The organism is Roseibium sp. (assembly GCF_965276855.1).
Classification (GTDB): Bacteria; Pseudomonadota; Alphaproteobacteria; order Rhizobiales; family Stappiaceae; genus Roseibium.
In genome coordinates this window covers 829,006-852,473 of record NZ_OZ255700.1, presented here as the reverse complement: position 1 = coordinate 852,473, position 23,468 = coordinate 829,006, and the positions used below count along the sequence as shown (strand labels likewise).

Below are 23,468 nucleotides of genomic sequence, written 5' to 3'. Positions count from 1 at the left end.
CTCTGTCCTCTGGGCCTGGCAGCTTATGCCGCTTGGCAGGCCCGTGAAGTTTTTGGCGGGATCCCGTCCTGATCCGATCCATTCTGCGGGCGAGGATGGAGACATCTTGCAGTCCCTGCCTTGATCAGGGTCAACTCTCGCCAAGCTTTAAGAAAGCAGCCATACTCGGCGCGTTAGAGTCGGTGTGCTCAGACTGACCCTGGAGACGGTGTCATGGTGGAAACGGTCAGCGCACAGCCGCTGCCAGCAAATACGCAAGGTGGAGCTGCCCCCCAGGCCCTGGAGCCCGGTACTGAACTGCGTGCCAAAGTGGAGGCCAATCTTCCGGGTGGTGTCGTGCGGCTGTCGTCCGATGCCAAATCGATCGATGTTCGCGTGCCGTCTCCCTTGCCTGTCGGAAGCAATGTCACGCTCTCGGTTTCCGGCACCCGGCAACAGCCCGCTGTTGTTCTGACGCCCGACGGCAGTGCGGCGAAACCTGCAACACCAACGCCGCTGCAAAACACTGGTCAGACGGTGGCGACCCAGCCCACAGCGGCAAATCCGCAAACTCCGGCATCCCAACCGGCTGCATCTGCGCCGCCGCCTCAGGCAAATCCTCAGGTGCCGCAACAAACACAGCAACCAACGCAACAGCTGCCGCAACAACCGGCGCAGCAGACTGGCCAGCAGTTGCCGCAACAAGCGCCTCCACCCACCGGAAAGCCGCAGCCCGCGCAGCAGCCAGCCGGGCAGCCGACCTTGCCGCGGCCCGCACCTGTTTTGGCTCAGTTTCTTCAGGCAACCGGCGTGCTGCCGCAACCCGCCCAATCGGGCGGTGCTGTTCAGCCCCAACTTCCCGGCCAAATCCTGACCCAGCCTGCCGCACCGGGCCAACCCGCTGTTCCAAATCAGGCGCAGGTTCCCGGGCAATTGCCGGCAAGTGCGGTTCTGCCCCAACCGGCGCAACCTGCAACCCCTTCAGGCAGCGGACAGGCTCCTCTGCCGGCACAAGGGGCGGGAACCGGTGGGCCGATTGCCGGTGCGCCAATCATAAGTACCGGGCAGGGCACCGTCGTTCCGCCGTTGCCCTCCGCCGGTCCGGCGCCTGGAACGCCGGGCGCTCCAGTCAGCGCGCAATCCGGCCCACAGACTACGGTCACCTTGCCTTCCGGGGCCGGTGGATCGATCCCTTCGCAAGGAGCCAGTGCGCCACTGCCAGGAGGGCCGGTGTCCGGTACGCAGGTCTCAGGTCAGCAAGTCTCTGGCCCGCAAGCGTCTGGTCCGCTGCAAGCTGGTGCGACTTCGCCAACGCAGGTGCCCGCAGGAGGTTCGACGCTTGCCGCAGCACAGGCAGGCACCCTGGCTCCTGCCGCCGGCGGTGCTCCACTGCAATCGCCCGGCACTGGCCCGATACCGACCGCACCGGTGACACCACAGACCGGGCAGCCGTTGCCCGCCGGATTACCAGCTGGAGCTCCAACCGGTACAGGTGCGCCCGGCGTTCCCCCCGCTTCGGGCCAGCCTGCCACGGGTCAAGCGATCCCGCAGACTGGGGCTTTTCCAGCATCCGTAACATCAGCATCAGGGCAAGCGCTTCCGGCGCAAGGGGCTCCCGGAGTACTGGCGGGCGTTTCCACACAAGCGTCAGCCTTACCCCCGCAAGGAGCACCGCCGGGTGGGGTGATCTCCCAAACAGTATCAGCTGCAGGGCAGGGGGCAACCGTTGGAGCCGGAGCTGTTCCGCCTCCAGCCGCCGGAGGGCCACAGGGCGCGGTGCAGCCGAGCGGGCAGGCTTTGCCTCAGCCTGCAGTCAATCAGACTGTTGTGACTGCTCAATCACCTTCAACGCCCGCAGCTGGGACAGCGGGGCAGAACGCCAATGTCCAAGCGGGGCCCCCTCCGCCGGTCAGCGCCAGTGCGCAATCGCAGGCACAGGCCTATGTTTCCGCCAAACCGGGCATGGCAACGCCCGGTCAACCGGCAATTGCCTCTCAAGGGGGCGGTCCGGCAGCTTCAACGCCGGTTCAGCAGGCAGCGGCAGTCTTGCGCCAGCCTTTGGCGGAACAACAGGCCAGCCTCGGCAATCTTTTTGCTCAAATCGGGTCCTTGATGTCGGCGCAGGCGGCCGGAAAGGCCACCGTTCCGGATGCGGTGCAAAAGGCCATGCAGCAGATTTTGGGACTGCGCCTGAACTCCGGACAACAGATAACCGGACAGTCCTTGCAGCAGGCCGTCCGCTTGTCCGGTCAGGGCGGGGAGGGACGGTTGCCGTTGCCGACTGGCGCGCAACAGTCTCCTGTGCCCGATCTGAAGACCGCTCTTTTGGCATTTCGTGGCTTGCTGCAAAGCCTCGGCGCGGAACCTGCCGTTCGGTTTCCAGCGCGCCAGCCAGCCCCGGCGTCCCGCTCATCTGGTCCCCAAGGCCAAGCCCCGCAAACCTCAAGTGGTTATTGGGCCGGGTCCGCGCCGCAAAATCTGCAGTCGCTGCTCCAGGAAACAGACGCTGCGTTGGCGCGCATGCGTCTCACTCAATTGACCAACGCCGGTCTTGCAGGAGATGACGGCCCGCCGGCCGCAGCGGCCAAGCCCATGGACACCGTTCTGGAGTTGCCGCTTGCGCTCGGTCAGGACACGGCGGTGATGCAAATGCAGATCGGCCGAGACGGCGGGGGCAACAGCGCAGACGAGGATGAAGAACCGGCCTGGCGGCTGCGTTTTGCACTGGATCTGACAGCGACCGGTCCGCTCGAAGCGGCTGTGAGCCTTCGGGGCGGCGGGACTTACATCTCCCTTTGGGTGGACCGCAAGGAGACACTTGATCTCCTGTCCGGTCTTCAGGAAACGATGGAGGCGGCCTTCGCCGATGCCGGGCTGGATCTTCAGGAACTGCGTTTCATTCGCGGCCTTCCGCCAAAAACCGCTGCCAAGTATGGCGCCCTCATCAACCGCCAATCGTGAGAGCGCCCATGACCACGCCGACGAAACCTGAAAAAATCGCAGTTGCTCTGGAATATGAAGATGGCGGCGCGCCGGTTGTCAGCGCCAAGGGAACGGGCACGGCGGCCCAGCGGATCGAGGACATAGCCCGCGAGGCCGGAGTGCCAATCGAGCAGAACCCGATGATGGCCGAGGCGCTGTCGCAGATTGAAGTCGATCATGAAATCCCGATGGAGCTTTATCAGGCCGTCGCCGTTCTGATCGGCTTCATCATGCGCACCGGTCAAGCGCAACATCCCAAGGGACCGGGCGAGACAGAAACCTGATCACGATGATGCGGCGTCAATGGTCAAGCTGCTGCCAATCTGCTCAGGAGAGAGGCAGCGACTGCCACCGTTCCCCGCTCCTTGTGCGAAAGCGCCAGCTTTGGGCAAGGAAAGCCTTGCAGTAAAACCAATTCCCGACTAGGCATCAGGGCTGCAAAAACCAGCGCTCCGGCTGTCGTGCCGTACCTTCCAAGCGAGCGCTTTTGACGAACACAGGATTAAACGCCCCATGACGATTGTCGACGTACGCACTCCCGACCCGAAGAAATTCATCAAGGGCGCGACCGGCGACTGGGAAATCGTGATCGGCATGGAAGTCCATGCCCAGGTCACCTCCGACGCCAAGCTCTTTTCCGGCGCCTCGACCGAATTCGGACAGGATCCGAACAACAATGTTTCGCTCGTCGATGCGGCGATGCCCGGCATGCTGCCGGTGATCAACGAGGAGTGCGTCCGCCAGGCGATCCGCACGGGCCTCGGCCTCAAGGCGGAGATCAACCTGAAATCCGTTTTCGACCGCAAGAACTATTTCTATCCGGATCTACCGCAGGGCTACCAGATCTCCCAGTTCAAGCAGCCGATCGTTGGCGAGGGCAAGATCCTTCTGGATATGCCGGACGAGCAGGTCGAGATCGGCGTGGAGCGCCTTCATCTGGAACAGGATGCCGGCAAGTCCTTGCACGATCAGCATCCGTCCATGTCGTTTGTGGACCTGAACCGGTCCGGTGTTGCCTTGATGGAAATCGTGTCCAAGCCGGATCTGCGCTCGGCCGATGAGGCCAAGGCCTATCTCACCAAGCTGCGCACCATCCTGCGCTACCTCGGCACCTGTGACGGCAACATGGATCAGGGTTCCATGCGCGCCGACGTCAACGTCTCCGTCCGCCGTCCGGGCGGCGAATTCGGCACGCGCTGCGAGATCAAAAACGTCAACTCCATCCGCTTTGTCGGCCAGGCGATTGAATACGAAGCGCGCCGTCAGATGGCGATCCTGGAAGATGGCGGCACCATCGATCAGGAAACCCGCCTGTTCGACAGCGTGAAGGGCGAGACCCGGTCCATGCGCTCCAAGGAAGAAGCGCACGACTACCGCTACTTCCCGGATCCGGATCTGCTGCCGCTGGAATTCACGCAGAGCTTTGTCGATGAACTGGCCGCTGACCTGCCCGAACTTCCGGACGACAAGAAGGCCCGGTTCGTCAAGGACTTCGGCCTGACAGCCTATGATGCGGACGTGCTGGTTGCTGAAAAAACCTCCGCTGCCTTCTTTGAAGAAGTCGCGAACGGCCGCGATGCGAAGCTTGCTGCCAACTGGGTGATCAACGAGCTGTTCGGCCGCCTGAACAAGGAAGGCAAAACGCTTGAAACCTCTCCGGTTTCCGCAGCTGAACTCGGCGGGATCATCGATCTGATCAAGGCGGGCACTATCTCCGGCAAGATCGCCAAGGACGTCTTTGAGATCGTCTGGACCGAAGGCGGCGACCCGGCTCAGATCGTCGAAGACCGCGGCATGAAGCAGGTGACGGACCTCGGTGCAATCGAGGCGATTGTCGACGAAATCATCGCCGCCAATCCGGACAAGGTCGAGCAGGCCAAAGACAAGCCGAACCTCGTTGGCTGGTTCGTTGGCCAGGTGATGAAAGCCTCAAAAGGCAAGGCCAACCCGCAAGCGGTGAATGATCTTTTGAAACAAAAGATCGGCCTGGAATAAGGTTTTCTGTTTTCGATTAAGAAGAAAAAGCCCCGGATTTCCGGGGCCTTTTTGTTTTTGGGCAGAACAACAGGCCGCGGCGGCCAATTCTCCTCGGAATGCACTTAAGTCGGTCTAGGCGATCTCATGGACATCTGCGCAGGCGGATGGTCCTTTGCACCGTCGCTGTATTCAACTTGAAAGAATATCGTATGACGATAATTGTTAAATTGTATGCAAAGTGATCACGTGTTGCCCAACAATTGGGCCGAACTTGTCAGCCCGATACCGAAACAGTAGCAAAAACGCTTAGTCCTGCGGGTGGCACAAGTATTGCAAAGCGAACCGTATCCAAACGGGGGCGCTTGATGACAACAAGATACGGCGAGCCGGACCTGGATCATGTTTGATCTCAGGTTTTTCGAAATTTATCGCAATCCAGAATATCTGTTGCTTTTGGGCGAAGGCGCAGCCATGAGCGCCGCGTTGACAATCGGCGGCGGTATGGCGGGCTTTCTGTTTGCGGCACTCCTGGCCGCAGTACGTCATTACAAGATCGCTTTTTTCGCCCAGATTGCCGCGGTCTATGTGGAGTTCATTCGCAACACGCCACTCATCGTACAGATGTTTTTTGTGGCCTTTGGATTGCCGCTGCTTCTTGGATATCAGTGGCCTTTCTGGGCCCATGCATTGCTCGCGTTGACGCTCAATTTCTCAGCATATTTTGCGGAAATTTTGCGGGCCGGGCTTGCAGGTTTGGGGGCGGGGCAAGCGGAAGCTGCTGATGCCCTTGGGCTACCGAAATGGCTCGGGTACGTGAAAATCCTGTTCCCACAAGCGGTAGCGTCGATGTTCCCGTCGCTCAACAGTCAGTTCATCTTTTTGTTTTTGACGACCGGCGTGATCTCCGAAATCGGCGTGACCGATTTGACTTGGGCAGGGCTGTTCATCGACAGCCGCAGTTTTCGATCTTTTGAGGTCTTTTTCACCCTGACCATCATCTACATTCTGATGTCCTTGATGTTCAAAAGTCTGCTTGGGGTTCTCTACGGCCGCCTGTTCAAATGGAAGGTGGTCAGATGAAGGATGCTTTTGTCGCCGTTTTCGGCAAACCTTTCGGGATCGTCCTGTTTCAGCTTTTGGAAGCGACCCAGTTTACGATCTATCTTTCCCTGATCGCGTTTGTCGGTGGTGGCCTCATCGGATTGGCGGTGACCGCCGCTCGGGTGTCGCCCTACAAGCTAATCGACCGGACTTTCATGGCCTATACGTGGCTCTTCCAGTCGGTTCCGCTCTTGATGCTCTTGTTCCTGCTGGGGCTCGGAGCCCCACGGCTTTTTCAAATCCAGATCGATCCATGGCTTGCCGCTGGCATAGCGTTGACGCTTTACACCAGCGCTTATTTGTCTGAGGTGTGGCGCGGGGCCATTACGGCTATTCCCGACGGCCAGCGGGAAGGAGGAAAGGCGCTCGGTCTGACGCTTTTCCAGATCATGCTTTTGATCATCCTGCCGCAAGCCTTCCGTCTGGCAATCGCCCCCACCGTCGGGTTCATGGTCCAGATTATCAAGGGAACGTCGCTCGCCTATATCATCGGGTTCCACGATCTGATGACCATTGGCAAGCGCTGGGCCAACTCTCCGGTGCCCGGCACTCAACCATTCATCATCTATCCGATGATGGCGATGATCTACTTCTCTCTCTGTTTTCCGTTGTCCTTGTGGGCCCGGCGTCTTGAAAAGCGCCTTGGGTCCGCATCGTCCAAAGGTGGGGCAACCGCTGCTGCCTAAAGCCTCCCAAATCACCTTCAAACCAGGGAACACAAACATGTTCAAGAAACTTGCAGGAGCCATTGGAATAGCCATCACAGCCCTGACACTGGCAATTGCACCAGCGTCTGCCGAACTGAAGGACATTCTGGAAGCAGGAACAGTCAAAATCGCCATTCCTGAAAACTTTCCGCCTTTCGGTTCGCTCGGCGCGGAAGGTGAGTATGTCGGCTATGATGTTGATGTCGCAAAGATGATCGCAGAAGACCTCGGCGTTGAACTGGAACTGGTTCCGGTGACCTCAAAACAGCGCATTCCGTTCCTGGAGACCGATCGGGTGGATCTGGTCATTGCCACTCTGGGCGCAAACCCTGAACGCGCCAAATCCATCTGGTTTTCTCATGCCTACGCTCCCTTCTTTTCGGGCGCCTTTGCAAAGCCGGATGTCAGCGTGACAACCATTTCTGATTTTGCCGGCAAGAAAATCGCGGTGACCGGCGGGACGCTCGAAGATCTCGCGATCACTGAGGACGCTCCGGAAGGGGCGGAGATCATCCGTTTTGGTGACAACGCCGCCACGATCGCAGCATACGTTTCCGGTCAGGCTGATGTCATCGTCACCGGCAACATGGTTGCTCTCGGAATCTCCAATGACAATCCGGGCTTTGATCTCGAAACTAAATTCGTGATTGCGAACTCTCCGTCGTTCATTGGCGTGAAAACAGGCAACATCGACCTCTTGCAGTGGGTCAATGTGTTTGTTCTGCACAAGAAGCTGAACGGCAAATTGAATGAACTGTCTGAAACATGGCTGAAAACACCCCTGCCGCCGCTCCCGGCGCTGTAAATTTCAGGCCAGCTATCAAAAAAACGCGCGTTGCAAAGCGCGCGTTTTCCTTTGGTAACCTGCTCGGCGTTCAATCTCGTCTAGTCGTCAGCCGGCAACCGTGTTTCAAGTCCATACTTTTGAGACGTCGCGTTGAATTTTCGTGTGACCGCAGCGCCAAGATCGATACCCATCTGGTCGGCGAGCAGATCCAGGGCAATGATTGCGTCGGCCATTTCGTTGGCGACATCCTGAAGATCTGCAGTGGAGCCCTTGATACCGCGGGTTCCTCGCAAGTATTTCTTCAGGGCTTCCGCAACTTCCCCGAATTCACCGGCAACTTCCAACCCGCGAAAGGCGGTTTGGCCCGCAAATGTGCATATGCGATTGTCTTGTCCGGAAGGGCAGAGCCCAAGATTCGTTTTCCCTTGGCGTTCCAAAGGACTTAACTGTCTCACCTGACATCAATTCATCTCAAGGCCAATCACAGGCACCTTTATGTTTTCAAAAAAGACCAAGGTCACAACACCAAATCAGGACTTTCCTTACTGGCTGCTGGCGGCCTGTCTGATTGCCGCATTTCTTCTGTTTCAAATCGCGACAGACGACATTTACTCAAAGGTCATGGCAACGGTATCGCGCGGCATCTGGATCACGATCTTTGTCACCTTGACCGCATTTGCACTGGCCTCGGCCCTTGGGCTGCTCCTGGCCGTCGCCTCCCTATCCCAATCGATTGTTCTGCGTCAGCTTGCCCGGTTCTACATTGAGATCGTGCGCGGCCTCCCGGTCATCGTCCTGCTGCTCTACATTGCCTTTGTGGCAACGCCGCTGATTGTCATGGGCCTGAATGCGATCCTGGAACCGCTTGGGCTTGAAGCTATACGGACACGGGACTTCCCGTTGCTATGGCGTGCAATCACTGCGCTGATGATCGCTTATTCAGCCTTCATTGCTGAAGTCTTCCGGGCCGGGATCCAGTCGGTCGATGGTGGGCAGATCGAAGCTGCCAAAGCGCTCGGTTTGAACCGGTGGCTGAGGTTTCGTCTGATCGTCTTCCCGCAGGCCTTGAAGATCATTTTGCCCCCGCTCGGCAATGACTTCGTTGCCATGGTCAAGGACAGTTCTCTTGTCTCCGTCCTCGGCGTGACTGACATCACGCAGCTCGGCAAGGTCTACGCCGCCGGCTCTTTCCGCTATCTGGAGACCTATAACGTCGTGGCGCTGATCTATCTGATCATGACCATTACGCTTTCTCTTGCCTTGCGAAAGTTTGAGCGGACAAGAGACGTACGGACGCAATAATCTTGATCAATCACTTTGGAGACGGCCTTGTTGAAATCTTTTGAAGACATCGAAGCATTGGCAATCAAGAAGAAGGGCGGCGCGGACCAGCTTTCGGCCCTGATAGCCGAACATAGTGGTCCCAAGACACCGAAAGAACTGGAGACGATCGGCGATGACCGCTGGCTGTCCATGTTCACCAAAACGATCTTTCAGGCCGGATTTTCCTGGAAAGTGATTGAGACGAAGTGGCAGGGCTTCGAAGAGGCCTTTGAAGGTTTTGATACGGCCCGCCTCGCCTTCCTGCCGGATGAGGCTTTTGAGGCGCTTCTCAACAACAAGTCCATCGTCCGCAATGCCATGAAGATCAAGTCCGTCCAGGCGAATGCGATATTCCTCCGGGATCTGGCAGAAGCCCACGGTAGTGCTTCGACGTTCTTTGCCCGGTATCCGGTCGAGGATCAGATCGGCCTGATGGACATCCTGAAGAAGCGGGGCAGCCGGCTTGGCGGCAACTCTGGTCAGTATGCGCTTCGCTTCATGGGGAAGGAGACATTCATCCTCTCCCACGACGTGGTTAACGCTCTAATCCGTGAAAATGTCATTGGGAATGAGTCCATGTCGAAAAAAAATCTGACTGCAATTCAGGAAGCCTTTAACCATTGGCGATCAACTTCCGGTCGTTCTCTCAATGAAATCAGCAGAATTCTGGCGTTTTCGGTTGGCTGAGCCCGTTAACTTCTCATTCAGGTTTTACCATTGTAAACAAAGCATTGATTCAAAGGGAATTTTTGTTCTGGCAGCTTAACGCCTGATTTACCAAAAGCGGTAACCATGACACTCGAAATTGCGTGAGGTATTGCGTCGCAATGAGAGTACTGCGTACCGGGGTGTCCCCTGTGGCACCCCATTCAACATCTTCGACGGAAGCGGATGCTTCCTGGCTGAACACGATCTTGAAGGGCGACTGCGTGGCTGCCCTTGAGAAGCTGCCGTCCCGGTCTGTCGACCTGGTGTTTGCGGATCCGCCCTACAACCTTCAGTTGGGCGGCGACCTGCACCGGCCGGATCAGTCCAAGGTGGACGCCTGCGACGATCATTGGGATCAGTTCGAGAGCTTTGAGGCCTATGACGCCTTCACCCGCGCCTGGCTGCTGGCCGCGCGCCGGGTGATGAAGCCGGACGGCTCGCTCTATGTGATCGGCTCCTATCACAACATCTTCCGGGTGGGTGCGATCCTTCAGGATCTCGGCTTCTGGATCATGAACGACATCGTCTGGCTGAAGTCGAACCCCATGCCGAACTTTCGCGGCAAGCGGTTCACCAATGCCCACGAAACCATGATCTGGGCAACGAAGTCCAAGGACGCAAAGCCGACCTTCAATTACGATGCGTTGAAGACCTTCAACGAAGATCTGCAGATGCGCTCCGACTGGCATCTGCCGCTGTGCACCGGTGCAGAACGGCTGAAGGGCAAGGACGGACAGAAGGTGCATCCGACCCAGAAGCCGGAAGCTCTGCTCTACCGGGTGCTGACCGCCTCGTCCAAACCGGGCGACGTTGTGCTCGACCCGTTCTTCGGCACAGGCACCACCGGCGCTGTCGCGCGCAAACTTGGCCGCAACTATGTCGGCGTGGAACGCGAGCAGGATTACATCGATGCGGCAACCGCCCGCATCGCGGCAATCCAGCCGGGTGATGAAAAAGCGCTGGAGATGCAGCAGGGCAAAGGGGCCCAAAAGCGCATCCCCTTCGGTACGCTTTTGGAAAACGGCATGCTGGAGCCGGGCACCGAGTTGACCTGTTCCAAGGGCAAGCATCTGGCGATCGTAAGGGCAGACGGCTCCTTGAAGTCCGGTGACCACACCGGCTCGATCCACAAGGTGGGCGCGCTGGTGCAGGGTCAGGAAGCATGCAACGGCTGGACTTTCTGGCATACCGGAGAAGGTTCGAAGAAATCGCCAATCGACGAGCTTCGCAAGGAAATCAGATCCCGGCTGCAGGCCAACTAGCGCCGCAGCCGGCACGAGCTAACAAGCAGGAAGAAAAGACCTTCGCGTTCCCCGCGAGATCTTCCCTTGGCCCCGCCTCCCAAAAGGGATGGCGGGGTTTTTCTTTGGTCCGGCAAAAGCCTATACACATAAGCGGACACTATTTGGGACGTTGCAATGTTTCGACAATGGCAGACCAGAACACTGAAAGCGATTGCCTGGATCTCACTCGCCTCTGCCATTGTCGGGATGTTCATCGGGTTTCTCCGCGCAAGCGAAGAGACGATCTTCACCGATGTGAGTATCGGTATGCTCACTGGAATTCTGATCGGTTTCAGTTGTTCATCTTCTGAGTTTTTCGTTTTTTCAAATTCCCGTCTGAGAATTGCCCGACAGATGCCGCTTTGGCAGCTCATGCTTCTCAGAACAGTCGTTTGGTGCGCGTGCATTTTGGCCGGCATGAGTCTGCCGATCTGGCTCTTCGGTCTGCCTTGGCAGGATCTGGATACCTACTTAATTGAGAACTTTGTCATTTCGGCTGCGATCGCCTTGGCATTTTCCAGCGGCATTGAGCTCTCCCGCCTTTTGGGCCCAGAAGCAACCTCAGCACTCATTACCGGCCGGTATGCCCGCCCAAGGCTTGAGAACCGGGTGGTTTTGTTTGCGGACCTGATCGGTTCAACCGCGCTTGCGGAACGCCTCGGAGAACTTCAGTTTCATGCGTTCTTAAGCGACGTTGCACAGGATTTTGCCGATCCGATCTACAAAACCCATGGCGATGTGCATCGGTATGTCGGCGATGCTGTGATCGTCACATGGCCTCTTGAGAAGGGGTTGAAAAATGGTGCCAGTCTCCATTGCGCACTTGGCATGCATCGCATCCTGGATCGCCGGGCTTCCTTTTATAAAAGGAAGTACGACACGGAACCGCGCATTCGTGTTGCAATTCATTGCGGCCAGGTGGCTGCCGGTGAAATCGGTGATTGGAAAAAGGAAATCGCTCTGCTCGGCGACACCATGAACACCACAGCCCGGATCGAAAGCGCAGCCCGGGACTTGGGGGAAAGCATCGTCTTATCGGACGATCTGGTGAAACGGTTTCCTGATACTCTCAGTACGCCCATACGGGCTTTGCCCGCTTATGAAGCCGCCGGAAAACAAGATAAACTGGCGCTCTGGGCCGTCGAGTTGCCAAAAATTCATCCGCAATAAGAGTGTTTAGGGGATTGATGAGGTGAGTAATTTTGGTTTGCTTGACGGAGCATTCCAACAAAAACACAGAACGCCCCCAACTTCGACGGGTGCCTTATGCATTGCGGAGCGCCGCGTTCCAGTGATCTCAAGAACCATTAGGGTCGAGCTTCGTGACCAATCCGTACTTCTGCGAGGTCGCGTTGAATTTCCGTGCGACCGCAGCGCCAAGATCGATGCCCATCTGATCGGCGAGCAGATCGAGGGCAATGACTGCGTCGGCCATTTCATTGGCGACATCCTGAAGATCTGCAGTGGAGCCCTTGATGCCGCGGGTTCCGCGCAAGTATTTCTTCAAGGCTTCCGCGACTTCCCCGAATTCACCGGCAACTTCTAGCCCGCGAAACGCAATGTCGGCCTGATCATTGCCGGGCCACTCTTTCTGGCGGGTGGTATTGGCCTCGCGCAGATCGGAAAATTTCATGGGTTTGGCTCCAAGTTTGCGGGGATGGAAGAGCAGAAGCGGCAGCGCACACCCCTTCGCAAGGCTTAAGCGACTTGTCAATTTGCCGGACATGGGAATCGCGGTACCAACGCCACAGGTCTTTCTACCAACCGCCAGCGATGCCCATGATCAAAATTGAAAAAGCCACTCACAGCCAACTGGCTGACATTGTTGCCATCATCAATGCCGGGGCGACCAGCGTCCGGAAGGGCAAGGAGTTCGGCAATACTGAGGAGTATCGACCGGCGTTCGAGGCCATGCTGGCGGCTCCCGAAATGGACATCTATGTCGCGCTGGATGCGGCAGGAGAGGTGATCGGCACCTATCAGATCCACTTTCTGAAAGGCCTAGCCTTTCGGGGCCGACCGCGGGTGGAATTGGAAAGCGTCCATGTGCGCGCGGATCAGCGGGGCTCGGGCGTTGGAAAACTCATGATGGCACATGCCGAGCAGCTCGCGGCGGACGTTGGGGCGTGTCTCGTACAGCTGACGTCCAACAAGGAGCGGGAAGGGTCCCACCACTTCTACAAGCGTCTCGGCTATGAACAGAGCCATTTGGGTTACAAGAAGATGCTTGTATGACCGGCGCTCCAAAATGAAATGCCCGCCGCCCGGTCCGGAAATGCGCCACACATTCAAAAGCGGACAGAGCAAGCGGGCTATGGCCAAACCTTAAAGCTTGGCAAAGCGATAAGCGTCTTACTTCACGCGGCTCCAGGTCTCGCCCTTACAGATCAGTCCGCCCATGACGCAGCCTTCCAGCTTCAGTTTGTTGGCAGACGTCAGTTTGATGAAACCGGTATAGGTCTTGCCGTCTTCCGCGTTATAGACTTTGCCCTTCCACTGACCATCCGTACCGGTCGGCTTCATGGATTGAACAATCTGAACGCCAAGCAGCGGGCGGCTCCGTTTGGAAGCGTCGGGGTTTTGCGTATCGTTGCGGGGATCGCGCAGCCAGATGAGCTTGCCGCACAGTGCACCACCGCAAGAGCTGATCCGGATTTTTGACGCCCCGTTTGGGCGTTCCCAGTCGCCCTTGGCATCGGCGGCAGAAGACGGTGCAGTCGTGGCGGCGAGCAGTCCGGCAGCCACAAGTGCAGCCGCGGGGTTGAATTTCAACATATGTTCCTCCCAAAGCGGAATAGCTTCCGTTTACGAAAAGGGAATGTATCGTGGTGTTTCCCGGTTGCATACCCGTCACGTAACGTCATATGCGCGATTTTTTGCTCGGCACGGTGGGAAAGGACGCAATAGTTGGTGCCTTAGGCTGCTCCATCAGGTTTGAAGGGACCTCATTCCAGTATTTGGCGCGCCCATGAACTGGCTAATTTTAGCAGGATTGAAAACCGGGTGCGGGGACCATGTAATAGGATATCTATCGTCCTCCGTAATTTGGGCATGCAGCTTGTACATTCGAAATGCCGTCGGTCTAGTCGTCATAGGCCTGACCCTCTTCGGGGCCAGCACAAAACCCTTGCATGCCGGCCCAATCCGGGCGGCCACCGACGAATGGCCACCGTTTCGCATTTTAACCGACGAGGGTTTTACCGGGCTGGACCTCGATCTCATCCACGAGGTCGGGAAACGGATTGGAACAGAGATTGACGTGGTGAGAATGCCGTGGGGACGGGGGCTGGCGTCCATGCAAACCGGGGCGGTCGATGTCATGACCGGCTTGGCCTACCGCAAAGAGCGGGCCGAATACATCGCTTACACGGACACACCCTACTATGCCTGTGAGACGGCCTTTTATACGCCCGCGTCACGCCCGGTCAGTATCACCTCTTATGAGGACTTGCGCGAGCATACCGTTGGGTTCGTCCTGCATTCCGCCTATTTCGAACAGTTTGATCAGGACACAACGCTCGACAAGTTGGGTGTTGCGGCCGAAAACATTCTCATAGATATGACCAAGCGCGGACGCCTCGATGTGATGATCGGCACCGACTGCCAGGTTGACTATTACCTCAAGACCCAAGGGCTTGGTGACCGGATCGTCAAGACCGAGTACCGCCCGGGCAATACGGTCAATCTGTTTCTCGGCGTTTCCCGGCAATCTGAGTGGGCCGAGCGGGTGGATGAGCTCAATACCATTGTGAAAGACCTGGTGGATGAGGGCATTGTCGATGCGTTTGCCCGCCGGTACTACGACAATCCGTCCTAAGTCCTCCCACTGATCACCATCACAACCTGATCCAACAGGGGCTTTTCCAGCGTGTGGGGCAATCCCGCTGCGTCTGAAAGACAGCTCTCTTCACGGCTTGTGTTTTTCCTGTTCTTGGCTGAAAAAAATGCTCAATCGATCTTTTGGTGAATCCAATATGAATCGATCCTGTCAAATTTTGCGATAATGTTATTGAAAACACACAGCAATTCGTAACGCTATGGTTGTCATCCGGTAAATTTCAGACTTGCTTAAATTATTGTTCGGATTTCATTAAATCTGTTTTTTAACTGCCTCTTTAAGCGCTCCTGATGAAGTAACCCTCATGAAACGGCGGGAAAAGCTTCAGATAAGCTTTCGTTTCTAGGGAAGTCTTGTAGACAAAAAGGGGAGAGCGTTATGGCTCGCTATGAAATACATTCCGACGACATGGCCATCATGGGCGAAAAGCCGATGACAGCTGACATTCTGTTCCAGATGGGCCTGGACAGCGCCTGTGGCCGTCACGGCACGACAGACCTCGTGACCGCGCACAAGTGGTTCAACATTGCGGCTTTGAAGGGCAACCAGGAAGCCGTTCGCTATCGCAAGGAAATCTCCGGTGAAATGAGTTCCTCCGAGATCGCAGAAGCGCAACGCTCTGCGCGCGAATGGCTGTCGATGCATTGATGGCGCGCAAGGCTGCCGGCCAAACGGCACCTTCATCCAACGGTCTATCCTGACGCGGCGCAGATGTTATCGCCGCGTCACCACATTTAGGCACCCATTGAACTGCAGCCAGTCCATGGTCATCCCAAAGAGTGTCGGGGACCGGAGGGCCGAGAACAAACTCAAATCCCGTAATTGCATTGCCAGACGGAGTTAGCTGGCACCTGTAGGCGAGTTCATACCGGTTTCCCTGGCTGCGTAGAGCGCCCGCCGGAGCATAAAGCTCCAGGCCGCGTTGTATTGCAATTTTCAAGGCATAAGGCGCCAGCCGGTCTGGCCTAAATCCTTCTGCATGCGCTCCAACTTGCTCCATGGCCTCCAGCGCGCAAAGCTGAAGTCGTGAGTGGCCAACACCACCACCAACATTCGATCTTTGCTACAAGCGTCTTCAGTTCATGAGCCGGTGGCGGTTGAGGATCTGCTCGTAAGTTCCATTGTGCTTGATTGCCTCCAGGCCGCGTTTCAACGCCTGAATGAGGTCAGGGTCGCTGTCTTTGTTGATGGCCATGTAGAGACCGCCGCTGATGTCCTCCAGGCGATAGATCCGCTCAAAAAGCGCCGGATCGATATCCTCCAGGTCGAGGTAGTATTGAAACGCAGCCTCGTCGAAAGCGATCACATCCAGCCGGCCGAGCGCCAGCTTCCGGATGTTCAAGATATCTTCACCCACGATATCGAGATTGCTGAAGTTCTGGCTCTTAAGGTATTGATAAATCACATCCTCAACCGAAACGCCGATGCTGTAATCCTTCGCGTCGGACAAAGAGTTGACGGTCAGATCCGTCCGGTTGGCCAGTTTGTAAAGTGATGTGTTGTAAGGCGCAATCACACCGAGCCATTCAAACAGATCTTCCCGTTCCGGGATCCGTCCGATCGAAAAGATCACAGTGTTTTTCGAGTTCTGCGCAGTCAGATAGGCCCGTGCCCAGGGCAAAAACAGGAATTCTGCGGTCAGTCCGGTTTCGGCAAGAACAGCCTGAACGACCTCGCTCGACAGGCCCTCGGCAAGGCCGTTGTCCGAATAATTGTAAGGCGGGAATTCCTCGGTGACGATCCTTATGTCCTGCCCCCGGACCGGGAGCGCAAGACACATGAGCAGTGCTGCCACCCACAAAAGGAGCTTCATAAAGGAACGATACGCAGACATCATGGCTCAATACCGCAACAAATCGCCAAAACCTGCAAGCTGTGAAATCTGTCAGGAGCGGCAGCGTTGGTGATGGTTTGGTGCTGTACATGTCCTGCTCGCCGAATGCACAACCGAAACAGCGTGCGGCCACCGATGGGCCGATTTTCCGAAAAGGGCGGGCGTAGTCAGGCGAAACGGAGGCCCGGACCGCGATAATTTGAAGTGCGCCTCGTTCGTCCGCTGATGCAAGGCACTCAGGCGTGACCCGCAAACGCGCAATCAGGGCAGGTCGCGCGATCAAGCGGCACGAGAACAAATCCAAGATAGATTTGTCCCGGTTTTGTCCGGGGCACACGGGAAGTCCTAATCTGTTCTCTGCATGTTCCTGCACAAAGCTGCAAGGTAGGCTCGGTGGAAAAACTGTCTCTGCCTTCAAAAACCGCTTGCTTCCCAAGGCTTCGGGCTCTAAACGGACTTTACCGGAGAGGTGGCCGAGTGGTCGAAGGCGCTCCCCTGCTAAGGGAGTAGGCGGGCAACCGTCTCGAGGGTTCGAATCCCTTCCTCTCCGCCACTTCTTTTGAAATAGCTGCGGTTTGGGAGCTGTCGCCGGATTTATTCGGAGTAGGCCAACGAGCTCGTTGCTCCGGCTCCGACGATGTCACTTGATCAGCAGCCTCTGGCGGTTGGGACAGGTTTGTCATCCCGGCCGCCGCGACGAATGTGGTCTTCATCCCGGGGAGTTGGCCGCTCCCGCAGTCAAGCGTTCAGGTGTCCCGCTTGTCAAAGGCGATGATGGGTCTTTGTTGCCCAATCTGAGCTGATTGTCTTCAAGAACAACATCAAAGATCCGGGCATTTTCCTGTATGATCAGAGGCTGTGCTGGTGATTTCGTTTGCCGTTGGGGAATTGTGGTCCGTCGGTCAGATATGTAGAAAACCGGACCTTGACCTTCCAGCGACTGGAAGTTCCATCTTGGTTTCAATAGCCAAATGAAAAGATGAAGGATGGCGCGTCATGGCGGCCGGTTCCAGTTTCCTAAAATCCCTATCGTTGCCAATTGAAGGCATGCATTGCGCGTCCTGTGTGGGCCGTGTTGAAAAGGCCCTGAAAACCGTTCCAGGCGTTTCCGGAGCCACCGTCAATCTGGCAACCGAACGCGCGGAGGTTCGCCTCGACGGGAACGTTGAGACCCGATCTCTGATCAAGGCCATTGAAGGTCTGGGGTATGAAGTCCCGAGCCAAACCAGTCACCTTGCGATTGACGGGATGACCTGCGCCGGCTGCGTCCGGCGGGTAGAACAAGCGCTGCTTACTGTTCCGGGTGTGTCTGAGGCAAGCGTTAATCTTGCCACAGAACGCGCGGTGGTGACGGGAAACGCCGACATCGCAACACTGATTGCAGCGGTCTCGGAGACCGGCAAATCCGCACGCCAGATCGGGCAAGAGGACCATCCCACGCAAGATACGGCATCGAAACGGGACGATGAAACGCGTCACCTGAAGACCCGTGTGATGGTCGCCGGACTGCTGACCTTGCCGGTGTTCATCCTTGAGATGGGCAGTCATCTGATCCCGGGCATGCATCACCTGATCGCGCAGACGATTGGCGTTCAGGCCAGCTGGCTGCTGCAGTTCGTCCTCACCAGTGCGGTGCTGTTCGGTCCGGGCCGGTCTTTCTACCGGCAAGGCATCCCCGCCCTCTTGAAGGGCGCCCCCGATATGAACAGTCTCGTGGCTGTCGGAACAGCCGCCGCCTATTTGTTTTCGGTGGTCGCGACGTTTGCACCGGCTCTTCTGCCCGACGGAACGGTCAACGTCTATTATGAGGCAGCCGCCGTCATTGTAACGCTCATTTTGATCGGACGATGGATGGAGGCGCGGGCCAAGGGACGCACCTCGGAAGCGATCCAACGGCTGGTAAAACTTGCTCCAAAGACGGCGCGCGTCCGGCGGAACGGCAAGACTGTTGAGGTCGAGGTCTCCAGCGTTGCTGCCGGTGAGATCATCGAAGTGCGTCCCGGCGAACGGCTCCCGGTGGATGGCGAGGTGATCGAAGGGGCAACGTTTGTCGACGAGAGCATGATCACGGGCGAGCCTGTACCGGTGTCAAAAGAACCTGGGGCAACCGTCATCGGCGGGACGGTCAACCAGACCGGAAGCCTGGTGTTTCGTGCCACTGCTGTCGGCACCGACACGATGCTTGCCCAAATCATCCGGCTTGTGGAAGAGGCTCAGGGGGGCAAGCTGCCAATCCAGGCGATGGTGGACAAGGTCACCATGTACTTCGTACCGGCAGTCATCACGCTGGCTCTTCTTACCTTCGGCGTCTGGATTGTGTTCGGGCCGGATCCCGCTTTGACGTTTGGTCTCGTGAACGCCGTTGCCGTCCTCATTATCGCTTGCCCCTGCGCCATGGGCCTTGCGACTCCAACGTCGATCATGGTCGGGACGGGGCGGGGCGCCGAAATGGGGGTCTTGTTCCGCCGGGGTGAAGCCTTGCAGGTCTTGAAGGAAGTGCGCGTCGTTGCCTTTGACAAGACGGGAACACTCACTGAAGGCACACCGAGCCTGACCGACCTTGAGGTCACGAACGGCTTCGATGCCCGAACTGTGCTGTCCCATATCGCAGCTGTAGAAGCAAAGTCGGAACACCCGATTGCACAAGCGATTGTGGAAGCCGCCGGGGCACAAGGTCTAGCATTGCCGTCTGTGCGTGATTTCGAAAGCCTGACCGGTATGGGCGTTGCTGCAAATGCGGGCGGGCGAATGGTTCAGATTGGCGCGGATAGGTACATGGCCCAGCTAGGACAGGATGTGTCGGTCTTTGATGACATTGCCGAACAGCTTGGCCGTGAGGGCAAATCCCCGCTTTATGCCGCGCTGGACGGCCAGCTTGCCGCCATTATCGCCGTGTCCGACCCGATCAAGCCGACCACCCCCGCAGCAATAAACGCCCTGCATGCGCTTGGTCTCAAGGTTGCAATGATCACCGGGGACAACAGCCGCACGGCACATGCCATTGCAAACCGGCTTGGCATTGACGAGGTTGTCGCAGAAGTTCTGCCGGAGGGCAAGCTGGAAGCGGTCAGAGCGCTGAAGGCCGCGCATGGCCAGCTTGCATTTGTCGGTGACGGGATCAACGACGCGCCAGCCTTGGCCGAGGCCGATGTCGGCCTTGCGATCGGGACCGGAACGGATGTGGCGATCGAGGCGGCGGACGTCATTTTGGTCTCAGGCTCGCTCGCCGGTGTGTCGAACGCGATCGCCCTTTCCAAGGCGACAATCCGCAACATCAAGCAGAACCTCTTCTGGGCCTTTGCCTACAACACGGCCTTGGTCCCGGTGGCGGCAGGGATATTGTATCCGGCCTTTGGCATTCTCATGTCGCCGGTCTTTGCTGCCGGAGCGATGGCGCTCAGCTCCGTTTTTGTCCTCGGCAACGCATTGCGGCTGAGAACCTGGACACCGAAGATGCCTGACGCCTCCGGCAGCAGCGCAAAATCCGGAGCGCTGAAGGTCGCTCCGGCGGAATAGCACGATGACCGAGACGGGGCGCTGGGCCAAGTCGTGCCCCGTCAGGCAGCAAAGCCAGTCTCACCGGCGTTTCACGCAATGAGATCTGGTTCGGCCTGTCCACGGTCAAACAGCTTGTGCGCCATGATGCCAGTGCGCGTTTCGATCGCTTCCAGTGCGTCAAGGATCATGTCCTCGCGAAAGCGCCGGCCGACCATCTGAACGGCAACCGGAAGTCCGTCATGCATGCTGGGCGACACGATGCCGGCCGGCAGGCCCATATAATTCATGGCAAAGGACCAGATCCCGCAGCCGAGCACTTCCATGATACCATCCTTGCCCTCCGCGTCCCGGTTCCAGGCATAGGTCGGTGAGGGCAGGAATGGGGTAAGCACAAGCGGGTAGTCCTCAAGCAAGAGGTTCCACTGGCGGATGAAATGCGAGCGCTGCGCCATTTGGCGGAGCAGCTCCTCCCCCTCAAACGGAGGAAAGAGTTCGAAGTATTCGTCGAACATGCGGTTGATTTCGGCGCTGCCGTAGGTCCGGATATCATCGAGCATCAGGACATTGATCTCGCCCATCAGCGCGCGGTATCCGGTTTCACCGATCTCGCCAATGTCCGGCGTTTCGATCTCAACGACTTCATAACCGGCATCAACCAGACAATCGCGTGCCACATCCAAGGCTTTCGTGACCGCAGGATGGGCTTCGAACTGATAGGTGTTTTTCGTAAAGCCGATGCGAATTGCCTGGTCCAGGGCAGGGCCTTCAAACGGTACGGGAACCTGCCAGGGATCATGCGGGTCATATGTAACGGCGGACTTCATGGCGAGGCGTACATCCCGCACCTCCCGGCAAATGACACCCTGGACAGACATCAGTTGCGCAAGCAAACCGCGCTCGGCACTTTGAGAGGGATTCCAGGCAGGTGTGCGGCCGAGCCCCGGTTTGACCGTCACCGCACCCGTGGCTGCAGAGGGAAACCTCAAAGAGCCGCCGATGTCATTGCCGTGGGCGATCGGGCCCATCCCGCTCATGACAGCTGTGGACGCCCCACCGGACGACCCGCCGGAGGAAGCCCACTCGTTCCAGGGGCTAAGCGTGCGCCCATAGAGGTCGTTTGTCGTTGTCGCCCGGAAGGAAAACTCCGGTGTGTTCGTCCGGCCGATGACAATTGCGCCAGCATTGGTCAGGTTTTTGACGAACGGCGCATCATCTGGAGCCATGACCTCGGAGAATGCTTTTACGCCATTCGTGGTGGCCTTGTCCTTCTGGTCGACATTGACCTTGATGGTCACCGGCACGCCGTGAAGCGGCCCGACTGGTCCGGAGCTTTCCATATGCGCATCAAGAGCGCGCGCACGCTCAAGTGCCGCATCGCCCATATCATCGACGACAGCATTGAGATGACCGTTCACTGTCCGCATTCGATCGACGGTCGCTGCCGTGGCCGCTTCAGCCGTGATTTGGCCATTGATGATTTCCGCGACAAGCTCGCTTGCGCTCAATTGCCAGACTGGTTTTTCCGCCATCCTTGGGCTCCCACTCACAACGGACAATTGCAACCGATCCGTTGGAAAAGCTGCTTTTGCCAATTGGTAGTGAAGCCAACCGTTTGAAACAACACCGTAGGTGCACGGTCCTGGAAAGGCGGCCGTTGGTGGTGTGGCCTGTTTTATTCAGCAGTTGTGTTGGTTTTGTGCGAACGCATTTTCCGTTCGCGTCCCAAACCGCCGCACATTTGTTTGTCCAGTCGGTGCTGCCGGAATGTGCACATCGGCTCCTCGAAAGTCAGCTGTTTTGCAGACGTCCAGTTCCTGGCAGCGTGTCGATTGTATTTCGATCCAAGGTGTTACGAGCAGAAATTAGCGTACTTTAAGGTCGCTCTTGGGTTTTTGGGCTTCGGTGCTTTCGGTCCAGGTGAGGCGCAGATCGAGGCGGTTGGAGCCGTTGGCACGGTCTGCGCGCACGCGCACCGTGATCAAACCGCCCGGTTCCAGAACGATCTCTTCATCGCCATCGCTCAAGGTCAGTTCGCCTTTGCCAATCCCCTTGGTCACCGCCTCCAAAAGCGCCTTGATGGACTTGCGGCTTTGAAGGGACTCGTGGCGGAAACTTCCATCACCGTTTTGCATCTAGGCACTCTTTTCTCAAAGATGGTGTTCTGGCTTGAAATGTTTGACCCTTGGATAGTCGGAACTCAAGCCCACAACGTCGCCTGAGGGGAAAATAAGCGTCGCGCCCGCGCCGATGCCGGTGAGGCCTTCCAGACGGCGGGAGGTTCGGTCCAGCGTGATGTCGCCTTCCAGGTGCAACAGCCCGTTCTTGGCCAGGATCCGCTGACCTTTAAGGTTGTTGACGTGGCCCTGAACGATCATCTTGATGCCCGCCTGATGCAGGAGCTCAACGCCTGAGGCCGTCAGTTGTCCGTCAACCGGCCGGTATTTGGTGCGAACCAGATTGGCAACCGGGCCGGAATAAAAGGCAAATGGATCATCTTCGGCTTCCAGCCGGTAGCGCGCATTGACAGCGGCCGGGCCGTCTTTGGCCAGCAGTGCGCACATGCTGTCATCGATCCCGGCATGCAGAAAGACGAGGGAACCGATCTGCTCGACCACATCCATGGCCGAATAGAACCAGCTGTAGGCGCCTCCCGGGTTCAAAAAGAGATCCCGGCACCGCAGGGACGCGGCGTAGACCTCGCGCATGGTGAGGCCTTCCGCGTCCGCCTGTTTGGCGAACTGTTTTGCCTTTTTCTTCAGCTTCTTGAGCTCTTTTTCGATCCCCAAGGGCGTCAGATACGGCGCGGCCGCGGCTGGGAACGTTTCTTTCCAGTTTTGGGACGGAAAGATCAGTTCCCGGCACTCCGCCGCGTCCGGCAGCTTTGCCAGGTCTTCCGGTGTCACGTAACGCGTGTTGATTTCGGCTAAGAGCGGCAGGATCTTGCGGCCCATGCGGACAAAAAGATGCTCGGTGAGCGGGGCTTTCGGCAAGGTCAGCGCCCGGATCGCAAGGCGCAGCCGAAGATCATGATTTCCCGCAAGCAGACGAACGTCCGCACCCAGATCGAACAGGCGTTTCAGTGCGTTCAGCATGTCGAGGTTGGACGGTCCCTTGTCGAGGCAATCGCCGCCAACGATGATTTTCGCCAACTGGCCGAAGGGCGTCAGGACGAATCCGTCGTCAAGGCGCCGGACCGCGCCTGCGGAGACCAGTGAGCGCAAAAAACCGTCGGCATCGGCATGGGGGTCGGAGATAAAGACAACCGGCTTTTCCGGCCAGGTCCAGGTGCCGTGCGAGGCGGCTGCGATCAGGCTGTCGCGTACTGCGCCGGCATCACCGCCCGAATGTTCCTCGTGAAGCGGCCAGGGCACCAGGTTGCGGGGAAGCGCTGCGAGTTCACCCGCATCATCGAAGACAGGGGGCAGCATAGGGTGCGATCTTGCTGCGCGAC

The 23,468-nt window shown here is 57.6% G+C and carries 21 protein-coding genes, 1 tRNA gene and 1 pseudogene; 15 read left to right on the top strand and 8 right to left on the bottom strand.

What is annotated here, in order from left to right; all coding sequences use genetic code 11:
• The first annotated feature begins 213 nt into the window (after positions 1-213).
• The 6 genes from ACQY4Z_RS03795 to ACQY4Z_RS03770 all read left to right on the top strand — a co-directional run bounded on the left by ACQY4Z_RS03795 (position 214) and on the right by ACQY4Z_RS03770 (position 7,551).
• On the top strand, positions 214-2,940 hold the full coding sequence (locus tag ACQY4Z_RS03795) for a flagellar hook-length control protein FliK (protein WP_428526803.1): 2,727 nt from the start codon (positions 214-216) through the stop codon (positions 2,938-2,940).
• 8 nt (positions 2,941-2,948) lie between these two features.
• Positions 2,949-3,245, top strand: coding sequence for an EscU/YscU/HrcU family type III secretion system export apparatus switch protein (locus ACQY4Z_RS03790; protein ID WP_409690714.1), 297 nt, complete (start codon positions 2,949-2,951; stop codon positions 3,243-3,245).
• Positions 3,246-3,474: 229 nt separating this feature from the next.
• Positions 3,475-4,956, top strand: coding sequence for an Asp-tRNA(Asn)/Glu-tRNA(Gln) amidotransferase subunit GatB (gatB, locus tag ACQY4Z_RS03785; protein WP_428526801.1), 1,482 nt, complete (start codon positions 3,475-3,477; stop codon positions 4,954-4,956).
• Positions 4,957-5,337: 381 nt separating this feature from the next.
• Positions 5,338-6,018 carry an amino acid ABC transporter permease gene (locus tag ACQY4Z_RS03780; protein WP_409690720.1) on the top strand — a complete coding sequence of 227 codons (681 nt, stop codon included), beginning with the start codon at positions 5,338-5,340 and terminating at the stop codon, positions 6,016-6,018.
• On the top strand, positions 6,015-6,725 hold the full coding sequence (locus ACQY4Z_RS03775) for an amino acid ABC transporter permease (RefSeq protein WP_428526798.1): 711 nt from the start codon (positions 6,015-6,017) through the stop codon (positions 6,723-6,725). The genes ACQY4Z_RS03780 and ACQY4Z_RS03775 overlap by 4 nt, the downstream gene beginning before the upstream one ends.
• Before the next feature lie 37 nt (positions 6,726-6,762).
• Positions 6,763-7,551 (top strand): transporter substrate-binding domain-containing protein, encoded by a 789-nt coding sequence (locus ACQY4Z_RS03770; protein WP_428526796.1) that lies wholly within the window; start codon positions 6,763-6,765, stop codon positions 7,549-7,551.
• 80 nt (positions 7,552-7,631) lie between these two features.
• Here ACQY4Z_RS03770 and ACQY4Z_RS03765 read toward each other — a convergent pair whose 3' ends face one another.
• Entirely contained in the window at positions 7,632-7,988 is a 357-nt protein-coding gene (locus tag ACQY4Z_RS03765) for a MazG-like family protein (RefSeq protein WP_428526794.1), read from the bottom strand.
• Positions 7,989-8,028: 40 nt separating this feature from the next.
• Here ACQY4Z_RS03765 and ACQY4Z_RS03760 point away from each other — a divergent pair, with 40 nt between their 5' ends.
• From ACQY4Z_RS03760 to ACQY4Z_RS03745, 4 genes are all read left to right on the top strand, one after another.
• On the top strand, positions 8,029-8,835 hold the full coding sequence (locus tag ACQY4Z_RS03760; RefSeq protein ID WP_428526792.1) for an amino acid ABC transporter permease: 807 nt from the start codon (positions 8,029-8,031) through the stop codon (positions 8,833-8,835).
• A gap of 27 nt (positions 8,836-8,862) precedes the next feature.
• Positions 8,863-9,543, top strand: a complete 681-nt coding sequence (locus ACQY4Z_RS03755; protein ID WP_428526790.1) for a DNA-3-methyladenine glycosylase I — start codon at positions 8,863-8,865, stop codon at positions 9,541-9,543.
• Positions 9,544-9,683: 140 nt separating this feature from the next.
• Positions 9,684-10,826 carry a site-specific DNA-methyltransferase gene (locus ACQY4Z_RS03750; RefSeq protein ID WP_428526788.1) on the top strand — a complete coding sequence of 381 codons (1,143 nt, stop codon included), beginning with the start codon at positions 9,684-9,686 and terminating at the stop codon, positions 10,824-10,826.
• A gap of 156 nt (positions 10,827-10,982) precedes the next feature.
• Positions 10,983-12,017, top strand: a complete 1,035-nt coding sequence (locus ACQY4Z_RS03745; protein WP_428526786.1) for an adenylate/guanylate cyclase domain-containing protein — start codon at positions 10,983-10,985, stop codon at positions 12,015-12,017.
• A gap of 127 nt (positions 12,018-12,144) precedes the next feature.
• Here ACQY4Z_RS03745 and ACQY4Z_RS03740 read toward each other — a convergent pair whose 3' ends face one another.
• A complete protein-coding gene (locus ACQY4Z_RS03740; protein WP_428526784.1) occupies positions 12,145-12,480 on the bottom strand; it encodes a MazG-like family protein in 336 nt (111 codons plus the stop codon).
• 146 nt (positions 12,481-12,626) lie between these two features.
• Between ACQY4Z_RS03740 and ACQY4Z_RS03735 the strand changes: the two genes are divergently transcribed.
• Positions 12,627-13,082, top strand: coding sequence for an N-acetyltransferase family protein (locus ACQY4Z_RS03735; RefSeq protein ID WP_428526782.1), 456 nt, complete (start codon positions 12,627-12,629; stop codon positions 13,080-13,082).
• 117 nt (positions 13,083-13,199) lie between these two features.
• Here ACQY4Z_RS03735 and ACQY4Z_RS03730 read toward each other — a convergent pair whose 3' ends face one another.
• Positions 13,200-13,622 carry a DUF2147 domain-containing protein gene (locus ACQY4Z_RS03730; protein ID WP_428526780.1) on the bottom strand — a complete coding sequence of 141 codons (423 nt, stop codon included), beginning with the start codon at positions 13,620-13,622 and terminating at the stop codon, positions 13,200-13,202.
• 283 nt (positions 13,623-13,905) lie between these two features.
• On the opposite strand from ACQY4Z_RS03730, the gene ACQY4Z_RS03725 reads away from it, so the two are divergent.
• Positions 13,906-14,664, top strand: a complete 759-nt coding sequence (locus ACQY4Z_RS03725) for a substrate-binding periplasmic protein (protein WP_428526778.1) — start codon at positions 13,906-13,908, stop codon at positions 14,662-14,664.
• Between the two features lie 429 nt (positions 14,665-15,093).
• On the top strand, positions 15,094-15,333 hold the full coding sequence (locus ACQY4Z_RS03720) for a hypothetical protein (RefSeq protein WP_133951211.1): 240 nt from the start codon (positions 15,094-15,096) through the stop codon (positions 15,331-15,333).
• Positions 15,334-15,502: 169 nt separating this feature from the next.
• On the opposite strand, the pseudogene ACQY4Z_RS03715 reads toward ACQY4Z_RS03720, so the two are convergent.
• Both ACQY4Z_RS03715 and ACQY4Z_RS03710 read right to left on the bottom strand, forming a co-directional pair.
• Positions 15,503-15,685, bottom strand: a pseudogene (locus tag ACQY4Z_RS03715) (DUF930 domain-containing protein); the annotation flags it as partial.
• Between the two features lie 75 nt (positions 15,686-15,760).
• Positions 15,761-16,498 (bottom strand): substrate-binding periplasmic protein, encoded by a 738-nt coding sequence (locus tag ACQY4Z_RS03710; RefSeq protein ID WP_428526776.1) that lies wholly within the window; start codon positions 16,496-16,498, stop codon positions 15,761-15,763.
• Between the two features lie 484 nt (positions 16,499-16,982).
• On the opposite strand from ACQY4Z_RS03710, the gene ACQY4Z_RS03705 reads away from it, so the two are divergent.
• Together ACQY4Z_RS03705 and ACQY4Z_RS03700 are read left to right on the top strand one after the other, a co-directional pair.
• Positions 16,983-17,072 (top strand) — tRNA-Ser (locus tag ACQY4Z_RS03705).
• 443 nt (positions 17,073-17,515) lie between these two features.
• Positions 17,516-20,035, top strand: a complete 2,520-nt coding sequence (locus ACQY4Z_RS03700) for a heavy metal translocating P-type ATPase (RefSeq protein WP_428526774.1) — start codon at positions 17,516-17,518, stop codon at positions 20,033-20,035.
• A gap of 71 nt (positions 20,036-20,106) precedes the next feature.
• On the opposite strand, the gene ACQY4Z_RS03695 is transcribed toward ACQY4Z_RS03700, so the two are convergent.
• The 3 genes from ACQY4Z_RS03695 to ACQY4Z_RS03685 form a co-directional block, all read right to left on the bottom strand.
• On the bottom strand, positions 20,107-21,546 hold the full coding sequence (locus tag ACQY4Z_RS03695; RefSeq protein WP_428526772.1) for an amidase: 1,440 nt from the start codon (positions 21,544-21,546) through the stop codon (positions 20,107-20,109).
• A gap of 333 nt (positions 21,547-21,879) precedes the next feature.
• Positions 21,880-22,149, bottom strand: a complete 270-nt coding sequence (locus ACQY4Z_RS03690) for an amphi-Trp domain-containing protein (RefSeq protein ID WP_428526770.1) — start codon at positions 22,147-22,149, stop codon at positions 21,880-21,882.
• Positions 22,150-22,164: 15 nt separating this feature from the next.
• Complete coding sequence (locus ACQY4Z_RS03685) at positions 22,165-23,445, bottom strand: metallophosphoesterase family protein (RefSeq protein ID WP_428526768.1); 1,281 nt, start codon at positions 23,443-23,445, stop codon at positions 22,165-22,167.
• Between the last annotated feature and the right edge of the window lie 23 nt (positions 23,446-23,468).